This window comes from Halomonas sp. M4R1S46 (assembly GCF_025725685.1).
Taxonomy (GTDB): domain Bacteria; phylum Pseudomonadota; class Gammaproteobacteria; order Pseudomonadales; family Halomonadaceae; genus Halomonas.
The window spans coordinates 379,326-403,153 of the sequence record NZ_CP107008.1 but is presented as its reverse complement, the minus strand read 5'-3'; the positions used below and the strand labels follow the sequence as shown (position 1 = coordinate 403,153).

Annotated in this window: 25 protein-coding genes and 1 tRNA gene; 16 read left to right on the top strand and 10 right to left on the bottom strand. The window is 70.1% G+C overall.

Annotated elements, in window-relative coordinates:
* The first annotated feature begins 46 nt into the window (after nucleotides 1–46).
* Together OCT48_RS01935 and OCT48_RS01930 are read left to right on the top strand one after the other, a co-directional pair.
* Nucleotides 47–847: an inner membrane protein YpjD gene (locus OCT48_RS01935; RefSeq protein WP_263591079.1), complete on the top strand. Its 801-nt coding sequence runs from the start codon at nucleotides 47–49 to the stop codon at nucleotides 845–847.
* 74 nt (nucleotides 848–921) lie between these two features.
* The gene (locus tag OCT48_RS01930) at nucleotides 922–2,211 is read left to right on the top strand and encodes an HlyC/CorC family transporter (protein WP_263591078.1); all 1,290 of its coding nucleotides are present in this window, start codon (nucleotides 922–924) and stop codon (nucleotides 2,209–2,211) included.
* Between the two features lie 2 nt (nucleotides 2,212–2,213).
* On the opposite strand, the gene OCT48_RS01925 is transcribed toward OCT48_RS01930, so the two are convergent.
* Nucleotides 2,214–2,903 carry a 1-acyl-sn-glycerol-3-phosphate acyltransferase gene (locus OCT48_RS01925; RefSeq protein ID WP_412031035.1) on the bottom strand — a complete coding sequence of 230 codons (690 nt, stop codon included), beginning with the start codon at nucleotides 2,901–2,903 and terminating at the stop codon, nucleotides 2,214–2,216.
* Nucleotides 2,904–2,908: 5 nt separating this feature from the next.
* On the bottom strand, nucleotides 2,909–3,526 hold the full coding sequence (locus OCT48_RS01920; RefSeq protein ID WP_263591077.1) for a TetR/AcrR family transcriptional regulator: 618 nt from the start codon (nucleotides 3,524–3,526) through the stop codon (nucleotides 2,909–2,911).
* Between the two features lie 185 nt (nucleotides 3,527–3,711).
* Here OCT48_RS01920 and OCT48_RS01915 point away from each other — a divergent pair, with 185 nt between their 5' ends.
* Nucleotides 3,712–4,401 (top strand): SOS response-associated peptidase, encoded by a 690-nt coding sequence (locus tag OCT48_RS01915; protein ID WP_263591076.1) that lies wholly within the window; start codon nucleotides 3,712–3,714, stop codon nucleotides 4,399–4,401.
* Nucleotides 4,398–7,235 carry an insulinase family protein gene (locus OCT48_RS01910; protein WP_263591075.1) on the top strand — a complete coding sequence of 946 codons (2,838 nt, stop codon included), beginning with the start codon at nucleotides 4,398–4,400 and terminating at the stop codon, nucleotides 7,233–7,235. The genes OCT48_RS01915 and OCT48_RS01910 overlap by 4 nt, the downstream gene beginning before the upstream one ends.
* 70 nt (nucleotides 7,236–7,305) lie before the next feature.
* Here the strand turns inward: OCT48_RS01910 and sbcB are convergent, their stop codons facing one another.
* The 4 genes from sbcB to minC form a co-directional block, all read right to left on the bottom strand.
* Nucleotides 7,306–8,796, bottom strand: a complete 1,491-nt coding sequence (gene sbcB, locus OCT48_RS01905) for an exodeoxyribonuclease I (protein ID WP_263591074.1) — start codon at nucleotides 8,794–8,796, stop codon at nucleotides 7,306–7,308.
* Nucleotides 8,797–8,861: 65 nt separating this feature from the next.
* On the bottom strand, nucleotides 8,862–9,125 hold the full coding sequence (gene minE, locus OCT48_RS01900) for a cell division topological specificity factor MinE (protein ID WP_126483775.1): 264 nt from the start codon (nucleotides 9,123–9,125) through the stop codon (nucleotides 8,862–8,864).
* Nucleotides 9,122–9,940 (bottom strand): septum site-determining protein MinD, encoded by an 819-nt coding sequence (minD, locus tag OCT48_RS01895; protein WP_183385430.1) that lies wholly within the window; start codon nucleotides 9,938–9,940, stop codon nucleotides 9,122–9,124. Before minD ends, minE begins: the two co-directional genes overlap by 4 nt.
* Nucleotides 9,941–10,021: 81 nt before the next feature.
* Entirely contained in the window at nucleotides 10,022–10,777 is a 756-nt protein-coding gene (gene minC, locus OCT48_RS01890) for a septum site-determining protein MinC (protein WP_263591073.1), read from the bottom strand.
* 256 nt (nucleotides 10,778–11,033) lie between these two features.
* Between minC and OCT48_RS01885 the strand changes: the two genes are divergently transcribed.
* Nucleotides 11,034–13,811: a DUF349 domain-containing protein gene (locus OCT48_RS01885; protein WP_263591072.1), complete on the top strand. Its 2,778-nt coding sequence runs from the start codon at nucleotides 11,034–11,036 to the stop codon at nucleotides 13,809–13,811.
* 77 nt (nucleotides 13,812–13,888) lie between these two features.
* Here OCT48_RS01885 and phbB read toward each other — a convergent pair whose 3' ends face one another.
* Nucleotides 13,889–14,635: an acetoacetyl-CoA reductase gene (gene phbB, locus OCT48_RS01880; protein ID WP_263591071.1), complete on the bottom strand. Its 747-nt coding sequence runs from the start codon at nucleotides 14,633–14,635 to the stop codon at nucleotides 13,889–13,891.
* 211 nt (nucleotides 14,636–14,846) lie between these two features.
* Here phbB and OCT48_RS01875 point away from each other — a divergent pair.
* Both OCT48_RS01875 and OCT48_RS01870 read left to right on the top strand, forming a co-directional pair.
* Nucleotides 14,847–14,923, top strand: a tRNA-Met gene (locus OCT48_RS01875).
* 778 nt (nucleotides 14,924–15,701) lie between these two features.
* A complete protein-coding gene (locus OCT48_RS01870) occupies nucleotides 15,702–16,637 on the top strand; it encodes a tetratricopeptide repeat protein (protein WP_263591070.1) in 936 nt (311 codons plus the stop codon).
* A 36-nt stretch (nucleotides 16,638–16,673) separates the two neighbouring features.
* On the opposite strand, the gene OCT48_RS01865 is transcribed toward OCT48_RS01870, so the two are convergent.
* Nucleotides 16,674–17,864, bottom strand: a complete 1,191-nt coding sequence (locus OCT48_RS01865) for a MalY/PatB family protein (RefSeq protein ID WP_263591069.1) — start codon at nucleotides 17,862–17,864, stop codon at nucleotides 16,674–16,676.
* A gap of 43 nt (nucleotides 17,865–17,907) precedes the next feature.
* Between OCT48_RS01865 and OCT48_RS01860 the strand changes: the two genes are divergently transcribed.
* Entirely contained in the window at nucleotides 17,908–18,342 is a 435-nt protein-coding gene (locus OCT48_RS01860; protein WP_263592555.1) for a hypothetical protein, read from the top strand.
* Nucleotides 18,343–18,356: 14 nt separating this feature from the next.
* Here the strand turns inward: OCT48_RS01860 and OCT48_RS01855 are convergent, their stop codons facing one another.
* A complete protein-coding gene (locus OCT48_RS01855; protein WP_263591068.1) occupies nucleotides 18,357–18,695 on the bottom strand; it encodes a hypothetical protein in 339 nt (112 codons plus the stop codon).
* A gap of 50 nt (nucleotides 18,696–18,745) precedes the next feature.
* On the opposite strand from OCT48_RS01855, the gene OCT48_RS01850 reads away from it, so the two are divergent.
* The 8 genes from OCT48_RS01850 to OCT48_RS01815 all read left to right on the top strand — a co-directional run bounded on the left by OCT48_RS01850 (nucleotide 18,746) and on the right by OCT48_RS01815 (nucleotide 23,244).
* Nucleotides 18,746–19,558, top strand: coding sequence for a hypothetical protein (locus tag OCT48_RS01850; protein ID WP_263591067.1), 813 nt, complete (start codon nucleotides 18,746–18,748; stop codon nucleotides 19,556–19,558).
* A gap of 66 nt (nucleotides 19,559–19,624) precedes the next feature.
* Complete coding sequence (locus OCT48_RS01845; RefSeq protein ID WP_263591066.1) at nucleotides 19,625–20,035, top strand: acyl-CoA thioesterase; 411 nt, start codon at nucleotides 19,625–19,627, stop codon at nucleotides 20,033–20,035.
* Entirely contained in the window at nucleotides 20,032–20,502 is a 471-nt protein-coding gene (ybaK, locus tag OCT48_RS01840) for a Cys-tRNA(Pro) deacylase (RefSeq protein ID WP_263591065.1), read from the top strand. The genes OCT48_RS01845 and ybaK overlap by 4 nt, the downstream gene beginning before the upstream one ends.
* An 87-nt stretch (nucleotides 20,503–20,589) precedes the next feature.
* Nucleotides 20,590–20,916, top strand: coding sequence for a hypothetical protein (locus tag OCT48_RS01835; RefSeq protein ID WP_263591064.1), 327 nt, complete (start codon nucleotides 20,590–20,592; stop codon nucleotides 20,914–20,916).
* A complete protein-coding gene (locus OCT48_RS01830; protein WP_263591063.1) occupies nucleotides 20,888–21,409 on the top strand; it encodes a DUF501 domain-containing protein in 522 nt (173 codons plus the stop codon). The genes OCT48_RS01835 and OCT48_RS01830 overlap by 29 nt, the downstream gene beginning before the upstream one ends.
* A gap of 53 nt (nucleotides 21,410–21,462) precedes the next feature.
* The gene (locus tag OCT48_RS01825; protein ID WP_263591062.1) at nucleotides 21,463–21,585 is read left to right on the top strand and encodes a hypothetical protein; all 123 of its coding nucleotides are present in this window, start codon (nucleotides 21,463–21,465) and stop codon (nucleotides 21,583–21,585) included.
* A gap of 119 nt (nucleotides 21,586–21,704) precedes the next feature.
* Nucleotides 21,705–22,256 carry a TIGR00730 family Rossman fold protein gene (locus OCT48_RS01820; RefSeq protein ID WP_263591061.1) on the top strand — a complete coding sequence of 184 codons (552 nt, stop codon included), beginning with the start codon at nucleotides 21,705–21,707 and terminating at the stop codon, nucleotides 22,254–22,256.
* 16 nt (nucleotides 22,257–22,272) lie between these two features.
* Nucleotides 22,273–23,244 (top strand): NAD(P)H-quinone oxidoreductase, encoded by a 972-nt coding sequence (locus OCT48_RS01815; RefSeq protein WP_263591060.1) that lies wholly within the window; start codon nucleotides 22,273–22,275, stop codon nucleotides 23,242–23,244.
* A gap of 14 nt (nucleotides 23,245–23,258) precedes the next feature.
* Here the strand turns inward: OCT48_RS01815 and OCT48_RS01810 are convergent, their stop codons facing one another.
* Nucleotides 23,259–23,759 (bottom strand): hypothetical protein, encoded by a 501-nt coding sequence (locus OCT48_RS01810; protein WP_183385416.1) that lies wholly within the window; start codon nucleotides 23,757–23,759, stop codon nucleotides 23,259–23,261.
* Nucleotides 23,760–23,828 lie beyond the last annotated feature (69 nt).

Here is a 23,828-nt window from a genome sequence, read left to right as displayed (position 1 = left end):
CATTTCACCTCGCCAGACGCTGGCGAAGGCGCACGGACAGCAATCGATGCACGCGCTCCCCCTGGCCATCATGGCCTTCATCCTCTACATCGCGGCCGCCTCCTGGCAGTGCCTGAGCCTGGCCCGGCGAGTGCCGCCGCGGGCCGCCCTGGTGCGCAGCTTCGGCGCGCTGGGCCTGCTCTTCCACCTGCCGCTGGCCATCGGCCTGCTCGACCAGGGCCAGTCGCTGCTGCCGGGCCTGTCCACCAGTGCCGTGCTGGTCAGCGCCCTGGCGGTGCTGGTGCTGCTCGTCGTCAGCCTGTTCAAGCCGGTGCTCAATGTCGCCGCCGGCCTGTTCCCCGTGGCCGGCCTGACCCTGCTGCTGGCCACCGAGCTGCCGAGCCCGGAGCGCGCCGTGGGCATGACCCCGGGCATCGCCTTGCATGCCCTGAGCTCGGCCCTGGCCTTCGCGCTGCTGGCCATCGCCGCCGTCCAGGCGATCCTGCTCGGCGTGCAGAACCAGGCGCTGCGCCACCACCATATCCGTGGCGTGGTCCAGTCGCTGCCGCCACTGACCACCATGGAGCGCATCCTCTTCGAGCTGATCTGGGCCGGCATGGCCCTGCTGACCCTGTCGATCGCCAGCGGCTTCGTGTTCGTCGACAGCATGTTCGCCCAACACCTGGTTCACAAGACGGTCCTGTCGCTGATCGCCTGGGTGCTCTTCGCCACCCTGCTGGCCGGCCATCACTGGCTGGGCTGGCGCGGGTTGCGCGCGGTGCGCTGGACGCTGGGCGGCTACCTGGCGCTGCTGCTCGCCTACTTCGGCACCAAGTTCGTCCTCGAGGTGCTGCTCGGCCGTGGCTGAGGCCGGTGATCCTTGACACCGTGCGGCCCAATCCCTACAACTCGAGCCTGATACGCGATTGAGGACCCTTCGACTTGAGCGACGACTTCCCTCTGGGATTGCTGTTCGGCCTGCTGCTGCTGCTCATCTGCCTTTCCGCCTTCTTCTCGAGTTCCGAGACCGGCATGATGTCGATCAACCGCTATCGCCTGAGCCACCGGGCCAACAGCGGCGAGGGCCGGGCCCAGCGCGTGATGCGCCTGCTGAGCCGCCCGGACCGGTTGATCGGCGTGATCCTGATCGGCAACAACCTGGTCAACAACCTGGCGGCGGCGATCGCCACCGTGCTGGCCATCCACTATTTCGGCGAGGTGACCGGCCCCGCAGTGGCGCCACTGATCCTGACCATCGTGATCCTGATCTTCGCCGAGGTCACCCCCAAGACCTATGCCGCGGTGAAGCCCGAACGGATCGCCTACCCGGCCTCGCTGGTGCTGGAACCGCTGCTCAAGCTGCTCTACCCGCTGGTCTGGCTGGTCAATGCCATCTCCAACGGCCTGCTGCGCCTGCTCGGCGTGAAGACCCTGGAGGCCGGCGGCGACAACCTGACCCGGGACGAGCTGCGCACCGTGGTCCACGAGGCCGGGCCGCTGATCCCTCGCCGTCACCAGGCCATGCTGGTATCGATCCTCGATCTCGAGAACGTCACGGTGAACGACATCATGGTGCCGCGCCACGAGGTGGCGGGCATCGATCTGGACGATGACCTGGAGACCATCCTAACCCAGATCCGCACCAGCCAGCACACCCGGGTGCCGGTCTACAAGGGCGACATCAACAACATCATCGGCATGCTGCACCTGCGCAACGCGGCACGCTTCCTGTCGCGAGGCGAGGTCACCAAGGCAGCCATCGTCCAGGAGGCCCGCGAGCCCTACTTCATCCCCGAGTCCACGCCCCTGCACACCCAACTGCTCAACTTCCAGAAGCAGAAGCGCCGCATCGGCATCGTGGTGGACGAGTACGGGGACGTGGAGGGGCTGGTGACCCTGGAGGACATCCTCGAGGAGATCGTCGGCGAGTTCACCACCGACGTGGCCGGCCAGGACCAGGAGATCCACCCCCAGGAGGACGGCAGCCACGTCATCGACGGCACCGCCAACATTCGCGATATCAACAAGTCGCTGGGCTGGCATCTGCCCACCGACGGCCCCAAGACCCTCAATGGCCTGATCCTCGAGCACCTGGAATCCTTCCCGGACGGCCCGGCCTGCCTGCAGATCGGCGCGGTTCGCATGGAGATCCTCGAGGTACGCGATAACCTGATCACCTCGGCCCGCTGCTGGCAGGCGCTGCGTCGCCCCGTGGTGGCCGCCCAGGCCTGAACTCAGCGCCCGGCGACCCAGTCGTCGGCCTCGGTCTTGAGCGCCCGGACCCGTGCCTCGACCCGGTCACGCCCCGCCGCCTCGGGCGGCAGAGGCTCGCCGAAGTAGAGGGCCACCCGCGCCCGGAAGCGCCGCGGCCACTTGGACAGCGCCCGCCCGCCGTGATTGGAGGTCCATGACCCCCAGAGCCCGGCCAGCCCCGCCGGCACCACCGGCACCGCATCCCGGGCCAGGATCAGCTCCAGGCCGCGACGAAAGGGATGGACCTCGCCATCCGGCGTCAGGCGTCCCTCGGGGAACAGCATCACCACCTCGCCCTGGCGCAGGGCCTGGCTGACCTGCTCCAGGGCCCGGCGCAGCTCGCCCGGATCCCGCCGCTCGGAATCCACGGGGATCGCCCCGACCAGCTTGAACAGCCAATGCAGCCAGCGGGACTCGTAGATGGGCCGATCCATCAGGAAGCGTAGCGGGCGCGGGCTGGCCCCGCCCACCACCAGGGCGTCGACGAAGCTGACATGGTTGCAGACCACCAGGGCGGGACCGTAGGCGGGAATATGCCGGCGTCCCCGGTAGCGCAGCCGGTAGAGCAGGTGCACGACGAAGAACACCAGCCGGCGGATGGCCGGCCGGGGGGCACGCGCCAGCCGCCAGCAGCCGGCGGCCAGCAAGGCGGCCGGCGCGCCCCATAGCAGCAGCGTCACGAGCCGTCGGACCTCGCCTTCAGGCCGGCGAGCAGGGTCGAGAGCAACTGGTCGAGGAGCTCGGCCACTTCCAGGGGCTCGCTCTGCCAGTAGCCCAGGCGCTCGTTGAGCCCCAGTTGCACGAGCCCGTGGACGCTGCCCCAGAGCGTGCGCCCCAACCGCCGCGCCTCGAGGTCTCCCAGGGCCGGCTGGTACTCCTTGAGGGTATTTTCCACCCGCAGGAAGAGCCCCTCGATCATGTCGCTCTGGCGGCGGTCCAGCTCGCCCTCCTGGGCCAGGGGGTAGTCGAACAGCAGCTGCCAGCGGTAGGCGTCATCCCTGGCGAACTGCCAGTAGGCCATCGCCAGGGCCTTGAGCCGCGCCTCCGGGAGCTGCTCGTCGAGCAGCGGGTCGATGGCGGTGCGCAGGCGCGCCAGGGACTCGAGGTTCACATGCTGGAGGAGATTGCCGAAGCTGCCGTACAGCTTGAGCAGGGTACTGGGCGCACAGCCCACGTCCCGGGCCAGGGAGCGCAGGGACAACGTGTGTACCGGCTGGTCCTGCAGCCAGGCGTCACAGGCGGCCATCACCTGGGCATGCAGGGCCTCGGGGGCGTGCTGTCTGGGACGAGCCATCGAATTCCTCTCGGAACGGGGGAGGGAGGGCGGCGTTCGGCCACCCCGGAGTACCATATCACGTCAGTCGAACACTGTTTCCGCTAGCATATCGTGCCTGTGGACCAACGCAAGCCCAGCGGCGACGGCGCTTTCCTCGGCGAGATCTCTTGGTTACTCTGGCGCCCCATCTCTCCGGAGGTTCCATGGCCGGCCGACTCTATATCCCCCCGCTCGACCTCGACCGCCTGCTGCCGGGCCTGGCGGTGGACGAGACGCCGATCACCGGGGCGAACCTGGCGCCGCGTCGACCGCTGTCGCTGATCCGCCTCGAGGCCGGACGCCCGCGCCTGACCAGTGCCTTCTGGGGACTCACGCCGCCCTGGCTCAAGGTACTCGACCATGCCCCCCACTGCGCCCGGGCCGAGTCCCTGGAATCCCGCGCCATGTTCCGCGAGGCCTTCGCGGCCCGGCGCTGCCTGGTGCCCGCCGGCGGCGTCTATGTCTGGAAGGCGCAGCCCCGGGCCAAGCAGCCCTTCCTGGTCACCCGGGCCGACCGCGGCCCGCTGTTGCTGGCCGGGCTCTGGTGCCGCTTCCATACCAGCCTGACCGAGCACGCGGACTCTCTGGCCCTGATCACGGTGCCCACCAACGACCTGCTGGCGCCCCTCACCGACCGCCTGCCGGCAGTGATCGCGGCGGACGATGCCGGGCGCTGGCTCGCCCCGGACACCCCCGCCGAGAAGCGGCGCGCCCTGCTGACCCCGGCTCCCGGGGAACTGTTGGGCGCCTTTCCGGTATCAAGACGAGTGAATGATCCCGGCAACCGGGATCCCGCCTGCGCCCACCCCACCGGCCCCATGCTGCGCCGGACACCCGAACAGGAGAGACGATGACCCGACCACTGTGCACTCCCCTGGCCGCCTCGCTGGCCCTCGTCGCGGCGCTGCTGCCGGGGCTCGCCGCCGCCCAGCCGGAGCCGGGCACCGTCGAGGCCGTGACCACGCCCCGGGTCAGCCCGGCGGACGATCGCGACTACCGTGTGCTGACCCTGGACAACGGCCTCACCGCCCTGCTGGTCAGCGACCCCGAGGCCGACAAGGCCGCCGCCTCGCTGAACGTGGACGTCGGCAGCGCCCAGGACCCGGAGGACCTGCCCGGCCTGGCGCACTACCTCGAGCACATGCTGTTCCTGGGGACCGAGACCTACCCGGCGTCCGATGCCTACCAGGGGTTCCTGTCCCGCCATGGCGGCCAGCACAACGCCTTCACCGCGCCCCGGGACACCAACTACTTCTTCTCGGTGGAGCCCGACGCCCTGGCCGGGGCCCTGGACCGCTTCAGCCGCTTCTTCGTCGACCCGCTGTTCAACGCCGACCGGCTCGAGAGCGAACGCCAGGTGGTCCACTCGGAGTACATGGCCCGCAAGCGCGACGAGGCCCGGCGCCACAATGACGTCCTCGACCGACTGCTCAACCCGGCCCACCCCACCACCGGCTTCTCGGTGGGCAGCCGCGACACCCTGGCCGATCGTCCCGCGGGCGAACCCGACCTGCGCGAGCGGGTGATCGACTTCTATGAGTCCCACTATGGCGCCAATGTCATGCACCTGGCCGTGGTTGCCCCCCAGCCCCTGGACGAGCTGACCGCCCTGGTCAGCGAGCGCTTCGCCGACGTGCCCGACCGCGGGCTGTCCCGCCCGGAGATCGCCACGCCCCTGGTCACTCCCGAGCAGCTGCCCGCCGCCGCCGAGCTGCGCTCGCTGCGCGACAGCCGCCAGCTGACCTTCTACTTCCCGGTACCGGACCCCCAGACGGCCTATCGCCACAAGCCGGCCAGCTATCTCGCCAACCTGCTCGGTCACGAGGGCGACGGCAGCATGCTGGACGTGCTGCGCGAGGCCGGCTGGGCCGACGGCCTCTCCGCGGGGGTGACCCACGGTGACGGCCGCCAGGCGCTGTTCCGCGTCGACATCAGCCTGACGCCGGCCGGGGCCGAGCACATCGCCCGCATCCAGGGGACGCTGTTCGAGGCCATCGCGGCCATCCGCCGCGATGGGGTCGAGGCCTGGCGCTATGACGAACAGGCTCGGCTCGCCGAACAGGAGTTCCGCTTCCAGCAGCACGGCGCGCCGCTGCAGGATGCCATGCGCCTGTCGATGAACCTCGCCTACTACCCCCTCGAGGACGTCAACTACGCGCCCTACCGCATGGACGCCTTCGACGAGGAGCAGATCGAGGCCTGGCTCGCGGCCCTGCGGCCGGACAACATGCTGCGCCTGTATGCGGGCCCGGAGGTGGAGGGCGAGCGCACCTCGCCCTGGTTCGACACGCCCTGGACACCGCTCGCCCCCAGCCGCGACACGACGGCGGCGCCCCTGGCCGGGCTGCAGTTGCCCGCCCCCAACCCCTATATCGCCGAGGACCTGACGCTGCTGGCCGGCCAGGACGACACCCCGGTGCAACGGATCGACGCGCCCGAGTTCGCCTTCTGGCACATGCGCGATGCCAGCTTCGACACGCCCCGGGTGGAGTGGCGCTTCAGCCTGCAGCACCCCGCCTCGGGCCGCGATGCCCGCCAGGCCGCCATGGCGCGCCTGCTGGCCGGCTGGCTCCAGGACAGCCTCAACGGGGCGCTGTATCCGGCACGGCTGGCCGGTCACGGCTTCGAGGCCTACGCCCATGCCCGCGGCATCACGCTGTCGTTCTCGGGCTGGCGTGACCGCCAGGATCGCCTCATCGGGCGCGTGCTCGAGCAGCTCACCCGGGGCGAGATCGACGCCGACAGCGTGGCGCGGGTCGACCACCGGCTGCGGCGCGAGTGGCGCAACGCGCCCCAGGAATCGCTCTATCGCCAGGCCGACCGCACCCTGGCCGAGACGTTGATCCGCCCCCAGTGGCCTACCGAGGCCCTGCTGGCGGCCCTCGAGGACGTCGATGCCCAGGCGCTGCGCGACTACCGCGAGGCCTTCCTCGACGACCTCCACCTGGAGGCCATGGCGGTGGGCAACCTCGGCCACGAGGCGGCGACCCGACAGGCACGCCGGGTCGCCGAGACCCTGGCCCCGCAGCTGGCAAAGAGCGCCATTCCCGACCTGACCCCGCTGCAGGCCAGTCGCGACCTCCCCGCGCTGACGCCGGATACCGCCCGGGACGAGTCCCTGGTGATGCGCTACCTGCAGGGCCCGGACCGCTCGCTGGACAGCCAGGCCCGGCTGGCGGTGCTGGGCCGCCTGCTCGAGACGCCCTTCTACCAGCAACTGCGTACCGAGCAGCAGTTGGGCTATGTGGTCAACGCCGGCTATCGGCCGCTGCTCGACGCTCCCGGCATCGGCCTGCTGGTGCAGTCCCCGGACACCGACAGCACCACCATCCAGTCGCGCATCGACGCCTTCCTGGCGGCCTTCGGCGCACGCCTCGAAGGGCTGGATGAGGCGGCCCTGGCCCCCTACCGCCAGGCGGTACACGACGACCTGCTGCGCCGCGACACCGGCCTGCCCGAGCGCACCAACCGACTGTGGCGGGCGCTGGCCATGGCCGACACCGCCTTCGACGAGCGCCAGCGACTCGCCGAGCGGGTGCTGGCCGTGACCCCGGAGGCCCTGCGTGACGCCTGGCCGAGCCTGCTCAACGATGCCGTGGTCCATATCACCCATGACCCCGGCGATCCCCCCAGCGACATCATGGCGCTCAAGGACGACCTGCCGCCACTGCCCGACGGCGAGGGCTGAACCGCCCTCCACCGAAACGACGACGCCCGGCCGATCGGCCGGGCGTCGTCGTTGGAGATGAAGCAAAAGGTCAGCCGAAGGCCTGGGCCGGCATGATCGCCTCCACGTGCATCACGAGTTCCTCGAGGATCTGGCGGTCCCGGTCACCCAGCGACAGCTGGTTGAGCCGCTCGATCTCCCGGGCGAAATCCTTGAGCGCGAAGCCGGCGATGGCCGGGTCGTTCATGCGCTCCCAGCGGAAGGCCTCCCAGCGGGCCTGTTCCTCGCCGGTCAGGGTGTCGGGATAGCTGCGCGCCCGGAAGCGGAACACCATCTCCTCGAGGCGCGGATCCTGGAAGGCGAAGCGGGCGCCCACCAGGTCCCAGGGATCGCTGTCGCGGACCCGCTGCATCTGCTGGCGGTCGGACGGCGAGAAGAAGCCGCCGGAATAGAGCATCAGGTCGGGGTCGCGGGGCGGTTCGGGGGGCGGCGAGGCGAAGGCCTCGCTGACCCGGGCCACGACCTCGGGATGCTGTGCCAGCACCTTCCAGTGGCGCCGGCAGGCCGCCACGTCGAGGCGCAGCCGCTCGACGATCTCGCCATACTCGCCCTGATGCGGTCCCGCGGTGTCCTTGAGGGCGTTCGCCGGCAGGATCACCGGGCACTTGTTGATATGGATGACCTTCAGCGGGATGCGCGTCTCGCCCTCGGCGAGGTCGTCGTTGCTGACGAAGACCCGCTCGCGGATCTGCTCGGGCTCGAGGCGCAACAGGGGATCGGGGTCCACCGAGAGGTCGTAGACGATGACCCCATTGGGGTTGGTGGGGTGCTCGGCCAGCGGCATCACCAGGGCGCTGCAGCCGCGACTCGCCGGGTAGCGCCGGGAGATGTGCAGCACCGGCTTGCGCCCCGGCACATCGAGCTGCCTGGCCACCTGGCGCTTGCCGCGCATGCCCAGCAGGTAGTCGAACAGCTTGGCGTTGCTCTCGCGCAGGCGTTTCGCCAGGGCGATGGTGGCCCGCACGTCGGCCAGGGCGTCATGAGCCCCGGCATGCTCGATGCCGTTGGCGGCGGTCAGGTCCTCGAGTCGGAAGCTGGGCGAGCCATCCTCGCGCCTCGGCCACTCGATGCCCTCGGGGCGCAACGCATGGAAGGCCCGCACCACGTCGATCAGGTCCCAGCGGGAGTTGCCGTTCTGCCACTCCCGGGCGTAGGGATCGATGAGGTTGCGGTAGAAGAGGTGGCGGCTGACCTCGTCATCGAAACGCAGGCTGTTGTAGCCCAGGGCACAGGTGCCGGGCTCGCTCATCGCGGCCTCGATCCGGCCGGCGAACTCGGCCTCGGGCAGGCCGCGCCGCCGGGCCTGCTGGGGGGTGATGCCGGTGATCAGGCAGGCCTGCGGATGCGGCAGGTAATCGTCGGCGGGCCGGCAGAACAGCTCGAGGGGCTCGTCGATCTCGTTGAAGTCGGCATCGGTGCGGATGGCCGCGAACTGTGAGGGGCGGTCCCGACGCGGGTCGGCGCCGAACGTCTCGTAGTCGTGCCACAGGAAGGTCAGCGGGGCGGCTTTCGGCTGCGCCATGGGCGAGGCTCTCCGAGCAGGCGATGGGACAAGGGGCCCCAGCCTAGCACAGGCCCGCCCACGACTCAGCCGCCCTCCCCGGCCCTCGGCAGGGTGACGTTCAGCTCCAGCACCGAGCAGTTGTCCTCGCTGTCCAGGCTGATGTTGATGGCATCGTCATCGACCTGGACATAGCGACGGATCACTTCCAGCAGTTCCCGCTCGAGCATCGGCATGTAGTCCGGTTGCCCACGCTGGCTGCGCTGGTGGGCGACGATGATCTGCAGCCGCTCCTTGGCGACGGAGGCAGACTTCTTGCGCTCGCGCTTCAGGAAATCGAGTAGCTTCACCGGCGGACTCCTCCGAACATTCTGCTCAACAGGCTCTTCTTCTGGAACTCGTGGAACCGCAGGGGCACCTCCTCGCCCAGCAGCCGGGACACGGTATCGGCATAGGCCTGGCCGGCATCGCTGCTGTCGTCGTGGGTCACCGGCACCCCCTGGTTGGAGGCCCGCAGTACCGCCTCGGACTCCGGGATCAGGCCGACCAGATCGATGGCCAGGATCTCGCGGATGTCCTCGAGGTTGAGCATGTCGCCCAGATCCACGCGATTCGGGTTGTAGCGGGTGATCAGCAGGTGTTCCTTGATCGGATCGTCGCCCCGCTCGCCACGCCGGGTCTTGGACGACAGCAGGCCGAGGATGCGGTCGGAGTCACGCACCGAGGAGACCTCGGGATTGGTCACCACGATCGCCTCGTCGGCGAAGTACATGGCCAGCTGGGCGCCGCGCTCGATGCCCGCCGGCGAGTCGCAGATGATGTAGTCGAAGTCCTTGTTGAGGGTGTTGAGCACGGTCTCGACCCCTTCCAGGGTCAGCGCATCCTTGTCCCGGGTCTGGGAGGCCGGAAGGATGTGCAGGTTGTCCACGCGCTTGTCGCGGATCAGCGCCTGGTTGAGGCCGGCCTCGCCCTGGATGACGTTGACCAGGTCATAGACCACGCGTCGCTCGCAGCCCATGATCAGGTCGAGGTTGCGCAGCCCGACATCGAAATCGATAACCACGGTCTTCTGGCCGCGCAGCGCCAGGCCCGTCGCGATGGCGGCAGCACTGGTTGTCTTACCGACCCCCCCCTTGCCGGAGGTCACAACAATGATCTTGGCCAAGTGTCGCATCCTGTCTGTCATGGTGATGGAAAGGCGGCAGGCCCATGGCCACTCCGCCGAATCGTCGTTGTTTGTAGCACTTCAGTCCAGCGACATGATGCTCAGCTGGTCGTCGCTCAGGCGCACCTGCACGGCCGTGCCGAGCAGTCTCGGGTCGATGTCTTCGAGACGCTTGTAGTTGCCGGCGACCGACAGCAGCTCGGCACGCAGCTCGCGGCAGAAGATGGCCGCCTGGGGATCGCCGTGGATACCCGCCAGAGCGCGTCCGCGCAGGGCGCCATAGACATGCACGCTGCCGCCGGCCAGCACCTCGGCACCGGCATTGACGGCCCCCACCACCACCAGGTCGCCCTCGGGGGCGGTGATCTGCTGGCCGGAGCGTACCGTGCCGCGGAAGATGCGCCCGCCGGCGGCAACGGCCGGCGGCGCCAGCGCTTCTGCGGCCTCCTCCCCGGCCGGGGATTCGCCGGCGTCGACGGCCGGCACGCTCTCGAGCGTACGGGGGCGCGCCGCCTCCTGGGGCGGGAACCAGCCGAGCCCCAGGGCCCAGGCCGACTGCTTGACCGGGTCGGGGCCACCGCGCACCGCCACCGGCAACAGCTTGTGGGCCCGGCAGACCGCACAGATCCGCTCGAGCGCCAGGTGCGGCTCGTCGAGGCGTTCGACGCTGAGGACCACCGGGGTGTGCTGGAAGAAAGCGGGGGACTGACTGAGCTTGCCGGCGAGTTGTTCGCGTATGCGCTCGGGGTCGGCGCTCGTCAACTCCATGACCGTCATCGGCAGCATGCCGCCCTTGAAGGTGAATGCCATGCCGTCCCTGTCCACTTTGAGACTCATTGCCGAACTCCACGTCGGGTGTTGGTCGGGGTGCTTCACCAAAGCTAAGCGAGTGCCCCGGACCCTGCAACTGATGATAAGCCCAGCACCGCCCCCTTGTCAGTGTCTCGTCTCGGCAACACCCTGCCGCGTCGCCCTTTTCTGCCAGATCGCCGCATGCTTAGATAAGTCCATGACCCGGCGTCTTGCACGCCGACCGTCCAACTCGTTCGCCGGCGCGCCAGCGACACCTGCCGCGCCCATCTCAGGAAGCCCCATGTCAGGATTCCTTCGCCGACTCTTCGCTCCTCGCTGGCAGCACCCCGATCCCGAGGTGCGGCGCCAGGCCATCGCGCGACTCGATCCCGCCCAGGATGGCCAGCGCCAGCAGCTCGAACGCCTCGTGCAGGATCCCGATCCCGGCGTGCGTCGGGCCGCCCTGGCCGGCCTGACCGATCCGGAACGCCTGCTGTCCCTGCGCCGGCAGGGTGATGACTCCCATGAACTCCGCGAACGCTTGATCACCCTGCTGTGCGGCCGCGAGACCTCGCTCGACCTGCCACACCGCATCACCCTGACCGAGGGCCTCGACGACCCCGAGCTGCTCGAGCGGGTGGCCCTGGAGGGCGATAACCAGCAGCTGCGCCTGGCCGCCCTGGCGCGCCTGGACGGCGAGGAGGCGCTGATCCGCCAGGCCTGCGAGAACGGCATCGCCGCCGTGCGCCACGCCGCCGCCGCCCGGGTCGAGAGCGAGCGGGGACTGACGCGCCTGACGCAGGAGGCCCGCCGCGACCGCCAGGTGGTGCGCCAGGCCCGGGAGCGCCTGAACCGCCTGCGCGCCGATGCCGCCTCCCTGGCCGACGCCCGGGCCCGTCGCGAGGCCCTGCTGGCGTCCCTCGAGGCCCATGCCAGGGCCGCCTGGGAGCCGCTCTATGCCGGCCGCTTCCGCCACCTGATGCGCGAGTGGGCGCGTCTCGACGACCTGCCGGACGGCGAGCAGGAACGGCGCTACCAGGATGCCTGCCAGCGCTGCCGCAAGGTGATCAGCGACCATGAGGCCCGCGAGCAGGCCCAGGACGAGGCCGAACGCCATCGCGAGAAGGCCGACCGCTCCCGCGAGGCCCTGGTCGAGGCCCTCGAGGAAAGCCTGCAGGCCCTGCGACACGGCGAGCGCCTGGCCGACCAGGACATCGCCAGCCTGCGCTCCCAGAAGCAGTTGCTCGCCAGCCGCTGGCAGGCACTGTCCGACCAGCACCTGGCCGACGACGAACTGCGCCGCCGCTATGACGCGGCCCTCGCCGGGTACGAGTACATCGTCAAGGCCCGGGTGCGCCTGGACGAGCGCGCCGGTGCCATCGAGCAGGCCCTGCAGGAGGGCGATGACGAGCGCCTGGCCGGCCTGGTCGAGGCCTGCGGCTGGCCCCCGGACCTGCCACCCTCGCCCCTGCTCCAGCGTGCCCACGCGCGCCTGCACGCCGCAGACACTCCGCGCGACCAGGATGTCGAGGCCCGCCTGGCCCGCTTCGCCGAAGCGCTCGACGAGCTGGAGCGACTGCTCGAGAGCGGGGCCTTCAAGGGGGCCAGCCGGCTGCACCAACGCTTGCGTCACCAGGCAGAATCGCTGCCGGCCGACCGTCTCGGGACGCTGCGGGGCCGCCTCAAGCGGCTCGGCGCCCGGCTGGCGGAACTGCGCGACTGGCGCGGCTTCGTCGCCGGCCCCAAGCGTGATCAGCTATGCGAGGCCATCGCCGCCCTGGCCGACGACGACAGCCTCGGCGATGCGGAACTGGACCGCCGGCACCGCCGGCTGGTGAAGGAGTGGAAGGACCTCGGCGATGCGGCCGCCAACCGCGAGCAGTCCGCGGCCTTCCGGGCGGCCTCGGACCGCATTCACGAACGCCTGGCCGACTGGCGGGACCAACGCCAGGCCGAGCGTCAGCAGAACCTGGCCGCCCGGGAGGCACTCTGCGAGCAGCTGGAGACGCTGCTTGCCCAGCCGGCCGAGCAGGCCGACCCGGACGCCCTGCGCGAGATTCGCGACCGCGCCCGCCAGCAGTGGCGGCGCCACTCGCCGGTGCCCCGGGATGCCGCGGAGGCCATCGGCCGGCGCTTCGGGCGCATTCGCCATGCCTTGCAGGCGCTGATCGAACAACGGGCCCACGAGATCGCCGAGGCCAAGCGCGCGCTGATCGAGGAGGCTCGTGCCCTGCGCGACCGCGACCAGGCGCCCGCCCAGCAGGCGGACGCGGCCAAGGCCCTACAGCATCGCTGGCGAGCGCTCGGTCGCGCTCCCAAGGGCGAGGAGCAGGCCCTGTGGCGGGAGTTTCGTCACCTCTGTGACGAGATCTTCGCGCGCCGGGACGCCGCCCGCAGCGACCAGGCACAGCGCGCCAGCTCGCGACTGGACGCCATGCAGCAGCTGATCGACCGCCTGGATGCCTGGCATCCCGCCAACAGCAGCGAGACCACCGACCTGGAGGCGGCCATCCAGAAGGCCTCCGCCCTGGAACCGCTGCCGGCCGGCCGGCGCGGTGAGGGCATGCGTCGCCGCTGGTCGGGCATCGTCCGGGCACGACGCGAACGGCTGGCACGCCTCGCCCTGGCCGAGGAGGTCCATCGCTGGCGCCGGGTGCGACCGCTGCTGGAGGCCCACCTGGCGGCGGATGCCGCCTGCCTGGCCGGCGCCGCCCCCGACGAGGTGGCCGATGCCGGAGACCTGCCGGAGGACCTGCGCCGGGCCCATGTCCAGCGCAATGCGGCCCGCCAGGCGCCGCCGGCGCCGGAAGACGTCGAGGAACGCCTGGCCCGCCTGCGGGTCCACCTCTCGCTGCTGGCCGGCGACCCGGTCAACCGGCAGGACGATCCCCTGCGCCTGGCCATCCAGGTGGAACGGCTCAACGAGAACCTGGGACGGGAGCCGTCCCGTGCCGAGGAGCTTCGCGGCGTGCTGGCCGACCTGCTGGCCACCGGCCCGATCCCCCCGGCCCTCTGGGAGCGCGAGGTCGGCGACCTGGACCGCACCCTGGAGAGCCTCTCGCAGCTGCCACCGCCTTGACGCCCCGGCGCTCCCAACGCAAAGCGCGAGGCCATGGCCTCGCGCTTTGCGTGTCGGGTGAGCGAGTCGGGGGCGGTTCAGCCCATGAACTGGCCACCGTTGATGTCGATGTTGGCCCCGGTGATGAACCCGGATTCCTTGTCGGCCAGGAAGGTCACCAGCCGGCCGATCTCCTCGGGCGTGCCGTAGCGCTTGACCGGGATGGTCTCGCGAATCGCCTCGCGGACCTTCTCCGGGATCTTCATGATCATGTCGGTGGCGATGTAGCCGGGTGAGACGGTGTTGACGGTGATGCCCTTGGTAGCCGTCTCCTGCGCCAGGGACATGGTCAGGCCGTGCATGCCCGCCTTGGCCGCCGCATAGTTCACCTGGCCGAACTGGCCCTTGCGCCCGTTGATGGACGAGATGTTGATGATGCGCCCGTAACCCTGCTCGAGCATGCCCTCGATGACGCCGCGACAGGTGTTGAACACGCTGTTGAGGTTGGTGTCGATGACCTCGCTCCACTGGTCCGGGGTCATCTTCTTCAAGGTCCCGTCGCGGGTGATCCCCGCACAGTTGACCAGCACGCTGATCGGGCCGTAGGTGTCGTGGATCTCCTTGGCCCCCGCCATGCAGGCCTCGTAGTCGGAAAGGTCGGCCCCGGACAGGGCGATGTTGTCGTATCCATCGGCTTTCTGGGTCTCGAGCCAGGCCTTGGCCTTCTCGGGATTGTGGTAGCCCGCGATCACCTGGTACCCGGCATCGGCCAGCGCACGGCAGATGGCCGTTCCGATGCCACCGGTACCACCGGTCACCCAGGCGACGGAAGATGATGTTGTCATTGACTAACTCCCTGATGATTCACGATATCCACTTCTCGTCTCGTTGGACACGGTGTCCAGCCGCTCGGCAACGTCATTGTTGCCAGGAAAGATGTCCCTTTTTTGACACCTCTCCCTGGTCGAGTATGGACCAGAGCCCCGGGGAAATACGAGCCCCGAAAACAGGCTATTGACGCAGGCCAGAATCCATGTAGAATATGCCTCACGTTGATGCGGGGTGGAGCAGTCTGGTAGCTCGTCGGGCTCATAACCCGAAGGTCATCGGTTCAAATCCGGTCCCCGCTACCAAATACCGAAAAAGGCCAGAATCGAAAGATTCTGGCCTTTTTCATGCCTACGGCAGACCTTCTGGTAGCTCGTCGGGCTCGGCTCCGGTCCCCGCTACCCAACATCGAGACAGGCCAAGACCGAGAGGTTCTGGCCTTTTTCATGCCTGAGGTGACAGCGCCGAGTCCTCGTCGGGCTCGGCTCTCTACACCCCCAGGAAGGTCATCGGCTCGACTCCGGTCCCCGCTCCCCAACATCGAGACAGGCCAGGACCGAGAGGTTCTGGCCTTTTTCATGCCTGAGGTGACAGCGCCGAGTCCTCGTCGGGCTCGGCTCTCTACACCCCAGGAAGGTCATCGGCTCGGCTCCGGTCCCCGCTCCCCAACATCGAGACAGGCCAGGACCGAGAGGTTCTGGCCTTTTTCATGCCTGGGGTGTCAGCGCCGAGTCGCTCGTCGGGCTCGGCTCTGCTACACCCCCAGGAAGGTCATCGGCTCGACTCCGGCCCCCGCTCCCCCACATCGAGACAGGCCAGGACCGAAAGGCGGCGGCTCCGGCGCCTCGGTGGGCGTCGGTGCCAGCCCCGCCGGGGCGCGACTGGCCTAGGCCCAGTGACCGACGCCCGCCACCCGGTCGGTGGCCAGCAGCCACACGGGGGCCGCCGACAGCATCACGAGCAGCAACCCGACGCCGGTCCCCCACCACCGGAACCGCTTCATCGTCGCCCTCCCCCTTGAATCCCGCTGCGATCACCCGCATCTGGGTAACAAATTCACCATCATTTCAAGGCCAGCCCATCATGCCGATCGTCGACCCCCGCACCGGGGAGCCGCTCACCGCCGATAGCGGCCCCGAGCCATCGTCCAGCACCGCCGAGGACCAGCCGGGCGCCGAGCTGATCATCGATGTCGACCGCAGCAACATCCAGCAACTGCTCGAGACCTCCATGCAGGTACCGGTGCTCCTCGATTGCTGGGCCCCCTGGTGCGAGCCGTGCAAGAACCTGATGCCGGTACTCGAGAAGCTCGCCCGGGAGTACAACGGTGCCTTCATCCTGGCCAAGCTCAACATCGACGATAACCAGGATATCGCCGGGCAGCTCGGCGTGCGCTCGGTCCCCGACGTCAAGCTGATCAGCCAGGGCGGCCTGGTCGACCAGTTCCAGGGGGCGCTGCCCGAGAAGGAGATCCGCGAGTGGCTGGGGCGCTACTTCCAGGCCCCTGCCGAGGCCCAGCTGAGCCCCGAGGAGCAGGCCGCCGCCGCCCTCGAGGCCGGCGACGCCACCACCGCCCGGCAGATCTACGAGGAGCTGGTCCAGCAGTGGCCGGAGCATGTCCCCTACCAGGTGGAGCTCGCCCGCACCCTGGTCGCCACCGGCGAGCCCCAGCAGGCACGGGCCCTGCTCGACGCCTTGCCGCCGGAGGAACGGGACGCGGCGCCGGCCCGCGGCGTGCGCGCCAGCATCGAGTTCGGCGAGGAGGCGCCCTCCGCCGAGGAGCTCGCCGCCCTCGAGGGGCGCGACGATAGCGAGGCCCGCTACCGGCGGGCACTGCGCCAGGTCGCCGACGGCCAGTACGAGGCCGGCCTGGAGGCCCTGTTGGCGCTGATGAAGAGTGACCGCGCCTACGGCGACGACGCGGCCCGCAAGACCCTGTTGCGGGTCTTCGATGCCCTGGGCGCCGACCACCCGCTGACCGTCACCTTCCGCCGCAGGCTCTTCGCCCAGCTCTACTGACGACCGCTCGGCCGCCCCCGGGGCGGCCGAGTCGTGTCAGGTGCCGAGCACGCCCTCCAGGCGGTCGAGGGCCGCCTCGAGCTGCCGGGCGGTGGTGCCGAAATTGAGCCGCACGAACCCCGGCCAGCCGAAGGCGGCGCCATCGGACAATGCCACCCCGGCCCACTCCAGCAAGGCCTGCTGGGGGGACTTCTGGGTATCCTGCAGGGCCGGCGCCTCGCGCAGGTCCAGCCAGGCCAGGTAGGTGGAGGCCGGCGAGGCCATCGCCACCCCGGGCCAGCGCGCCACCCGCTCGACCAGCCGCCGGCGATTGTCGCGCAGCGTCTCGAGCAGGGCCCGCCGCCAGGGATCCCCATGGCGATAGGCGGCCTCGGCGGCCACCAGCCCAAGCACGTTGCCGTCCGGCTGCAGCCCCCTGGCCCGGGCGGCGAAGCGGCGACGCAGGCCGGCGTCGGGGATCACCGCGCAGGCCGCGGTCAGACCGGCGAGGTTGAAGGTCTTGGAGGGCGCCCAGAGCGTCAGGATCCGCGCGGCGAGGGCCGGATAGGCCGCCGCCAGGGGGCGGTGGCGGACCCCGTCGTCGAGCAGCAGATCACAGTGCAGCTCATCCGAGGCGACGATGAGGTCATGGCGCTCGACCAACGCCGCCAGGCCGTCCAGTTCCTCGGTGGTCCAGACCCGGCCGGTCGGATTGTGGGGCTGACACCACAGCAGCAGCCGCGTCTCGGGCGTGATGGCCGCCTCCAGCGCCGCCAGGTCCAGCGTCCAGTCGCCGTCGGGGCCGGCGGGGGGACGCAGGGCGACCCGCTGCGGCAGGCGCCCGGTGTGCTCGGCCACCTTGAGGAAGGGGGGGTAGATGGGGGTCACCGTCAGCACGCCCTCACCCGGCTCGGTCAAGGCCAGGCTGGCGAGGTGCAGGGCCGGGACCACCCCCGGCAGCCACAGCTGCCAGTCCGGCTCGATCTCCCAGCCATAGTGCTCGGCGCTCCAGGCACAGAGGGTCTGCCTGAGGCTGTCCGGCACCAGTCCATAGCCGAAGACACCATGCGCGACCCGGGCATGCAGCGCCTCGATCACCGCCGGGGGCGAGCGGAAATCCATGTCGGCCACCCACAGCGGCAACACGTCCTCGCCGTAGCGATGCCACTTCTGGGACGGCCAGTCGGAGGCCCCTTCGACCCCGGACGGGTGGCGGCGCTCGACGGGCGTGGCAAAATCGAATTCCATAGACAGTCCTGCTTCCAAGGGGGCCAGACGAATGCCTGAGACCATGCCGCAAAGCGGCTTCTATGCCAAGGTGCGCCGCGGCCTGCCCGCCGTCATCGCCCGCTGGCTGACAACCGGCCAGGGCGATGCGGATCGCCTGGCACTGATCCTGGCCGAGACCGCCCGGGTCGCCAAGCTGGGCGCGCCGGAGGCCACCCCCAGCGGCGCCACCCTCGACGCCTGGAGCCGCGCCGACGGCGGCGAGGAGATCCCCCTCTGGGCCGGCCGCACGGCGGTCTTCCTGCTCGTCCAGATGCCCGCCCGACCGGTGCCGGCCGACGACGACGAGGCCTGCGCCTGGGCCTACTGCTGGCTGCGCAACCGGGCCGATGAGGATTACCAGAGCGCGGCGGGCGCCCTGCCGGAGCACCTGCGGGAGCCGCTCGCCGCCGCCCTCAAGGCGGCCTGGACGGACCGTCAGGGACTGCGACTGGTCTGAGAGCCCGTCTGCCGCTAGCGGCGGCGACTCGGCCGCTTGGGGCGGAAGCCCGGGGGCTTGGTGGACAGCCAGTCGACGAAGGCCCGAATCTCCGGGTGGCGCATCAGCGCCTCACGGCTGCGATAATGCTCAGCCAGCTCGCGCTCGCCGAGCACCCCATGGATGTGCTTGTGACAGGCATGGCAGACCCACAGGATGGACGTGAGCCGCTCGACGCGATCGAACCGACGGCGATAGCGCGCCTTGCCATGCAGCGCGCGGGGAATCAGGTGGTGTCGCGTCAGGGGCGCCGCCCGCCCGCACAGCTCGCAGGTCTCGGGGCGCGGCGGGGGCGAGAGGTCGTGACCGGCCATGGGCACCTCGACGACGGGCATTCATTCAACACAAGGATAAGGGAAACGGCATGGACGTTCCGTTGAGCTGGCAACTGGCCAAGCTGCTGGTGTCGATCGGCGTGGTGCTGGGGCTGTCGGCGATCGCCGAACGCCTCAGCACCCGCGTGGCGGGGCTGCTCTCGGGCTACCCCCTGGGCACCGCCATCGCGCTGTTCTTCATCGGCCTGGAGCTCTCGCCGGGCTTCGCCGCCGAGAGTGCGGTGCATACCCTGGCGGGGTTCTCCGCCACCCTGGCGCTGGGCGGCGGCTACCTGCTCTGCGCCCGCCGCGACGGCCTGCGGGGGGTGCTGACGGGCACCGCCGGCGGCCTGGCCGCCTGGCTGCTGGTCAGCCTGCTGTTGACCCGCATCGAGTTCACCCGGGTCAGCGGCACCCTGACCACCCTGGTGGCGATCCTCGTCTTCATCCGCCTCTACCGCCGCGTGCCGGATATCGCCGCCCAGCCCAAGGGTGGCTTCAGCTGGCCGGCGCTGGGGCTGCGCGCCGGACTGGCCGCCGCCATCATCTTCCTGATCACCGGCCTCGCCCATGTGGTGCCGACGTCCTGGGCCGGGGTCATGGCCGCCTTCCCGGTGACCATGTACCCCTTCCTGGTGATCCTCCACCTGACCCATGGCGCCGCTCCGGTGGCCACGGTGATCAAGCACTACCCGGCCGGCCTCGGCTCGCTGCTGTGCTATGCCCTGAGTGTCTCCCTGACCTACGACAGCCTGGGCCTGGTGCCGGGCACCCTAACCGGCTTCGCCGCCGCCACCGCCTGGCTGCTGGCCTGGACCCGAGGTCAAGCCTGGTGGCAGGCCCGTCGCGCCGCCGCGTCTTGACCGAGCGCTTGCTCGGGGTAATGCTGGAAGCCCCGGCCAGCCGGCCATCGCCCATGAGGAGCCCGCATGTTCGTCCGCACCATCGAGCCCGCCTTCCATGACACCGACGCCCTGGGCCACATCAACAACACCCGCCTGCCGGCCTGGTTCGAGCTGGCCCGCAACGATCTCTTCCGGCTGTTCACGCCGGACCTCGACCCGCGCCAGTGGCGGCTGATCATGGCACGCATGGAAATCGACTACCGGGCGGAACTCTACTATGGCCACGACATCGAGATCCGCACCTACCTCACGCGACTCGGCACCAGTTCCTTCACCGTGACCCAGGAGGCCCGCCAGAACGGCGCGCTCGCCAACCTGGGGCACACGGTGCTGGTGCAGTTCGACCATGACGCCAAGCGTGCCGTGCCCATCGAGGGCGAGCTGCGCCGGGCGCTGGAGGCGCACCTGCAGGAGCCGGAGGCCATCGACGCATGACACCGGCCGTGAAGGTGCTGGAGCAGGCCGGTGTGGCCTTCGCCCTGGCCAGCTACGCGCATGACCCGCGCCGTCCGGCCTACGGCGAGGAGGCCGCCGAGGCCCTGGGACTGTCGCCCTGGGAGGTCTTCAAGACCCTGCTGGCCCGGCTCGACGATGGCCGGCTGGCGATGGCCATCGTCCCGGTGGCGAGCCAGCTCGACCTCAAGGCCCTGGCGCGGGCCGCCGGCGCCCGCAAGGCGGTGATGGCCGACCCCGCGGAAGCCGAACGGGCCACGGGCTATGTGGTGGGCGGCATCAGCCCCCTGGGCCAGAAGAAGCGCCTGGCCGCCTTCGTCGACGACAGCGCCGAGCCACTCGCCGCCCTCCATGTCAGCGGCGGCCGGCGGGGACTGGAGATCCGCCTCGCCCCCCGGGACCTGGCCCGGCTGCTCGAGGCCCGCTTCGCGCCCCTGGCCCGGCGCTGACCGGCACGCCGAGCCGAACGCCATGGGGCGCGGTCCCATGCATACCGCCTCGGCATCGCCGAGCCCGTCCACCCGAGGGAGCCGCCGATGGGTATCCGCTACGATCTCTGGCTCGACCCCGATGATGTCGCGCGTCACCGCGCCGTCGAGGCCGACCTGGAACGCTTCTTCATGGAGCGTTTCGCCGACTTTCCCCACATCCGCTTGTTCGGGGAAGACCCTTACGATTATGATGCGCCGTTCAACCGCCTCTATGACGTGCTGATGGCGCGGGCCGGCGAGTACTGCGAACGGCAGTGGGGCTACGTGGCCACCCCCGAGCAACTCAACCGGACCTTCTTTCGCGCCGTGGGCCGTTCGAACAAGTTCATACGAGACCCCGACGATGGTGATCCGTCCCGACACGATGCCTGACGAGCGCCAGCTGGGCCTCATTGCCGAACAGCTCGGCCGTGCGCCCCGCGGCATCGAGACCCTGGCCGCCACCGACGGCGCGGGCACGCCGCTGGTGCTGCGCATGGCGCCCATCGTCGACGGCAAGCCCTTCCCGACCCTCTACTGGCTCAGCTCCGAGACCCTGAAGGTCGAGCTGTCCCGCATCGAGGCCGCCGGCGTCATCAAGGCTCTCGAGACCCGCCTCCGGGACGACCCCGAGTTCCTGGCCGCCTACCACCGCAGCCATGCCGACTACGTGGACGCCCGCTGGCGGCACATGAGCGCGGCGCAGCGGGCCGAGGTCGAGCGCCTGGGCTATGCCGACGTGCTGCGCGAGCGCGGCATCGGCGGTATCGCCAACTGGGACCAGGTACGCTGCCTGCACACCCAGTACGCCCACCACCTGTGCGGCGACAACGTCATCGGCCGCTGGCTCGACGCCGAGTATGGCGTGATCGACGGCCTGCCCTGAGCCGACTTCACGACGCTTCCCCCTCCCCCGACATCACATCCAAGGAGTCCCCGATGTACCTCGATACCCCTGTGATCGCCAGTCTCGCCCTGATCGCCAGCCTGGTCGGCATCAGCGTCGGCGGCATCGCCCTGCTGCGCCAGGCCATGAAGCGCGACGCCGCCCGCACGCGCTGAACGCTCCGGCCTGGCCAACACAGCGAAGGGCGCCCTGCGGCGCCTTTTTTCGTGGCGCCAGTGCTTTGCCGGGAGCGATTCCGCACCGCTAGGCTAAGAGACCCATCAAGGAGGACACCATGGCGAGTATGTGCATCTATCTGGGCTCGCGGGAAGGCCGCGACCCGCGCTTTCTCGAGGCCGCCCGGGCGCTGGGCGTGGCCCTGGCCCGGCGCGGCCATGCCCTGGTCTACGGCGGCGCCCGGGTGGGCATGATGGGGGCGCTGGCCGACAGCGTCCTGGCCGCCGGCGGCGAGGTCACCGGGGTGATGCCCGACCACCTGGTCGAGCGCGAGCAGGCCCACCACGGACTGACACGGCTGATCCGGGTGCGCAACATGCACGAGCGCAAGGCCAGCATGGCCGCCCACAGCGATGCCTTCATCGCCCTGCCCGGTGGCATCGGCACCCTGGAGGAGCTCTTCGAGGCCTGGACCTGGCAGTACCTGGGGCTCCACGACAAGCCCATCGGGGTGCTCGATACCGACGGCTTCTACGCGCCCCTGCTGGCGTTTCTCGACTCCACCGTCGACCACGGCTTCCTCGACGCCCGCACCCGGACCAGCCTGCTCGCGGCGCCCGAGCCGGATGACCTGCTGGCGGCCATGGAAGCGCGCCTCGCCGATCGCTGACTCACGGAGACCTGCCATGCATGCCATCCATCATGACCAGGACCGCCTCGTCTGGGCCGAGGCGGACGCCCCCGCCGGCCCCGGCCACCGGGAGATACGCCTCCGGGTGGCCTGGGCCGGCGTCAACCGCGCCGACCTGATGCAGCGCGCGGGCCAGTATCCGCCCCCGGCCGGTGCCTCGACGACCCTCGGCCTGGAAGTCAGCGGCACCGTCATGGCGGTGGGTGAGGGCGTCACCGACCTCGCGGTCGGCCAACCGGTCTGCGCCCTGCTGGCGGGCGGTGGCTACGCCGAGGAGGTGATCGTCGACGCTCGGCAGGTGCTGCCGCTCCCGGCGGGCCTCGGACTGCGCGAGGCCGCCGCCCTGCCCGAGGTGTTCGCCACGGCCTGGCTCAACCTCTTCATGGAAGGCGCCCTGGCGCCAGGGGAACGGGTCCTGCTGCATGCCGGGGCGAGTGGCGTCGGCACTGCCGCCATCCAGCTGTGCCGGGCCTTCGCCCATCCCTGCTTCGTCACCGTGGGCAGCGAGGCCAAGCTCGCCGCCTGTCGCGAGCTGGGGGCAGACGCCGGCTGGAACCGCCACGCAGGCAGCTTCGTGGACGCCGTGAAGGCCTGGGGCGGTGCCGACCTGATCCTCGACCCGGTGGGCGCCAGCTACCTCGCCGACAACCAGAAGGTGCTCAATGCCGATGGCCGGCTGGTGGTGATCGGCCTGATGGGCGGACGCCAGGCGGGGCTGGACCTGGGACGGCTATTGATGAAGCGCCAGCGGCTGATCGGCTCCACCCTGCGCGCCCGCCCCCCGGCGGCCAAGGGCGAGATCCTCGCGGCCCTGCGGGGCCATGTCTGGCCACGGCTGACCAGCGGCGAACTGGCCCCCCTGGTGGACCGGAGCTGGCCCATCGCCGAGGCCGAGGCGGCCCACGATCATGTCAGGCGGGATGCCAACATCGGCAAGGTACTGCTGGAGGTGGGCGGCGAGGCCTGAGCCTTGTCAAGTGCCTAGCCGGTCGCGTCGTCCGCCAGGGTGCGCTGATAGGTGAGCTGCAGCAGCAGGGCATCCTCGCCGGCGCGATGCCGGTGGATGCCCTGCTCGCGGATGATCGCTTCCTTGGTGGCACTCCAGCGCGCGAGCTGGACCTCGCTGAGCAGTCGCCGCAGGGCCTCGAGGCGGAACGCCGGGAGCATGCCGGCATGGTGGAAGAGCAGTGACAGCCAGGTGTTGTCGTACCCCCAGCTGTCGCTGTAGGCGATCCCGATCTCGCCGAGCTCGTCGTTGAGCCAGCGGGCCACCTGACGCACGGGGTAGCCTTCCCGCTGCAGGCGTCCCCGGGAGATGCCATGCAACAGCTCCGCCTTGGGGTCCCAGTGGGTCCATTCGGCGAGGGGCTGAACGAGAAAGGCACAGGAACTGCCATCGGACCGGGCCAGGCCGACCTCGATGGGGTAGCTGCCGCGCCCGAATCCGGACGCTTCGATATCCAGCAGTGTCGGTAGCGTCACGGGCTGGGGAATCCTTGGTGATGAAAGCCACCGGCTTCGACAGGGTGACCGCTTTCACCGCCTCGTCAT

Excerpts from the sequence above, each read along its gene's own strand:
- minC (WP_263591073.1), bottom strand. The coding sequence starts at position 10,777 with ATGAGTCTCAAAGTGGACAGGGACGGCATGGCATTCACCTTCAAGGGC.
- OCT48_RS01915 (WP_263591076.1), top strand. The coding sequence starts at position 3,712 with ATGGCCGGCCGACTCTATATCCCCCCGCTCGACCTCGACCGCCTGCTG.
- OCT48_RS01855 (WP_263591068.1), bottom strand. The coding sequence starts at position 18,695 with ATGGCCGGTCACGACCTCTCGCCCCCGCCGCGCCCCGAGACCTGCGAG.
- OCT48_RS01910 (WP_263591075.1), top strand. The coding sequence starts at position 4,398 with ATGACCCGACCACTGTGCACTCCCCTGGCCGCCTCGCTGGCCCTCGTC.
- OCT48_RS01825 (WP_263591062.1), top strand. The coding sequence starts at position 21,463 with ATGTACCTCGATACCCCTGTGATCGCCAGTCTCGCCCTGATCGCCAGC.
- OCT48_RS01860 (WP_263592555.1), top strand. The coding sequence starts at position 17,908 with ATGCCGCAAAGCGGCTTCTATGCCAAGGTGCGCCGCGGCCTGCCCGCC.
- OCT48_RS01815 (WP_263591060.1), top strand. The coding sequence starts at position 22,273 with ATGCATGCCATCCATCATGACCAGGACCGCCTCGTCTGGGCCGAGGCG.
- OCT48_RS01835 (WP_263591064.1), top strand. The coding sequence starts at position 20,590 with ATGGGTATCCGCTACGATCTCTGGCTCGACCCCGATGATGTCGCGCGT.
- OCT48_RS01935 (WP_263591079.1), top strand. The coding sequence starts at position 47 with ATGCACGCGCTCCCCCTGGCCATCATGGCCTTCATCCTCTACATCGCG.
- OCT48_RS01820 (WP_263591061.1), top strand. The coding sequence starts at position 21,705 with ATGGCGAGTATGTGCATCTATCTGGGCTCGCGGGAAGGCCGCGACCCG.
- OCT48_RS01850 (WP_263591067.1), top strand. The coding sequence starts at position 18,746 with ATGGACGTTCCGTTGAGCTGGCAACTGGCCAAGCTGCTGGTGTCGATC.
- OCT48_RS01865 (WP_263591069.1), bottom strand. The coding sequence starts at position 17,864 with ATGGAATTCGATTTTGCCACGCCCGTCGAGCGCCGCCACCCGTCCGGG.
- ybaK (WP_263591065.1), top strand. The coding sequence starts at position 20,032 with ATGACACCGGCCGTGAAGGTGCTGGAGCAGGCCGGTGTGGCCTTCGCC.
- OCT48_RS01830 (WP_263591063.1), top strand. The coding sequence starts at position 20,888 with ATGGTGATCCGTCCCGACACGATGCCTGACGAGCGCCAGCTGGGCCTC.
- OCT48_RS01920 (WP_263591077.1), bottom strand. The coding sequence starts at position 3,526 with ATGGCTCGTCCCAGACAGCACGCCCCCGAGGCCCTGCATGCCCAGGTG.
- OCT48_RS01870 (WP_263591070.1), top strand. The coding sequence starts at position 15,702 with ATGCCGATCGTCGACCCCCGCACCGGGGAGCCGCTCACCGCCGATAGC.
- OCT48_RS01845 (WP_263591066.1), top strand. The coding sequence starts at position 19,625 with ATGTTCGTCCGCACCATCGAGCCCGCCTTCCATGACACCGACGCCCTG.
- sbcB (WP_263591074.1), bottom strand. The coding sequence starts at position 8,796 with ATGGCGCAGCCGAAAGCCGCCCCGCTGACCTTCCTGTGGCACGACTAC.
- phbB (WP_263591071.1), bottom strand. The coding sequence starts at position 14,635 with ATGACAACATCATCTTCCGTCGCCTGGGTGACCGGTGGTACCGGTGGC.
- OCT48_RS01885 (WP_263591072.1), top strand. The coding sequence starts at position 11,034 with ATGTCAGGATTCCTTCGCCGACTCTTCGCTCCTCGCTGGCAGCACCCC.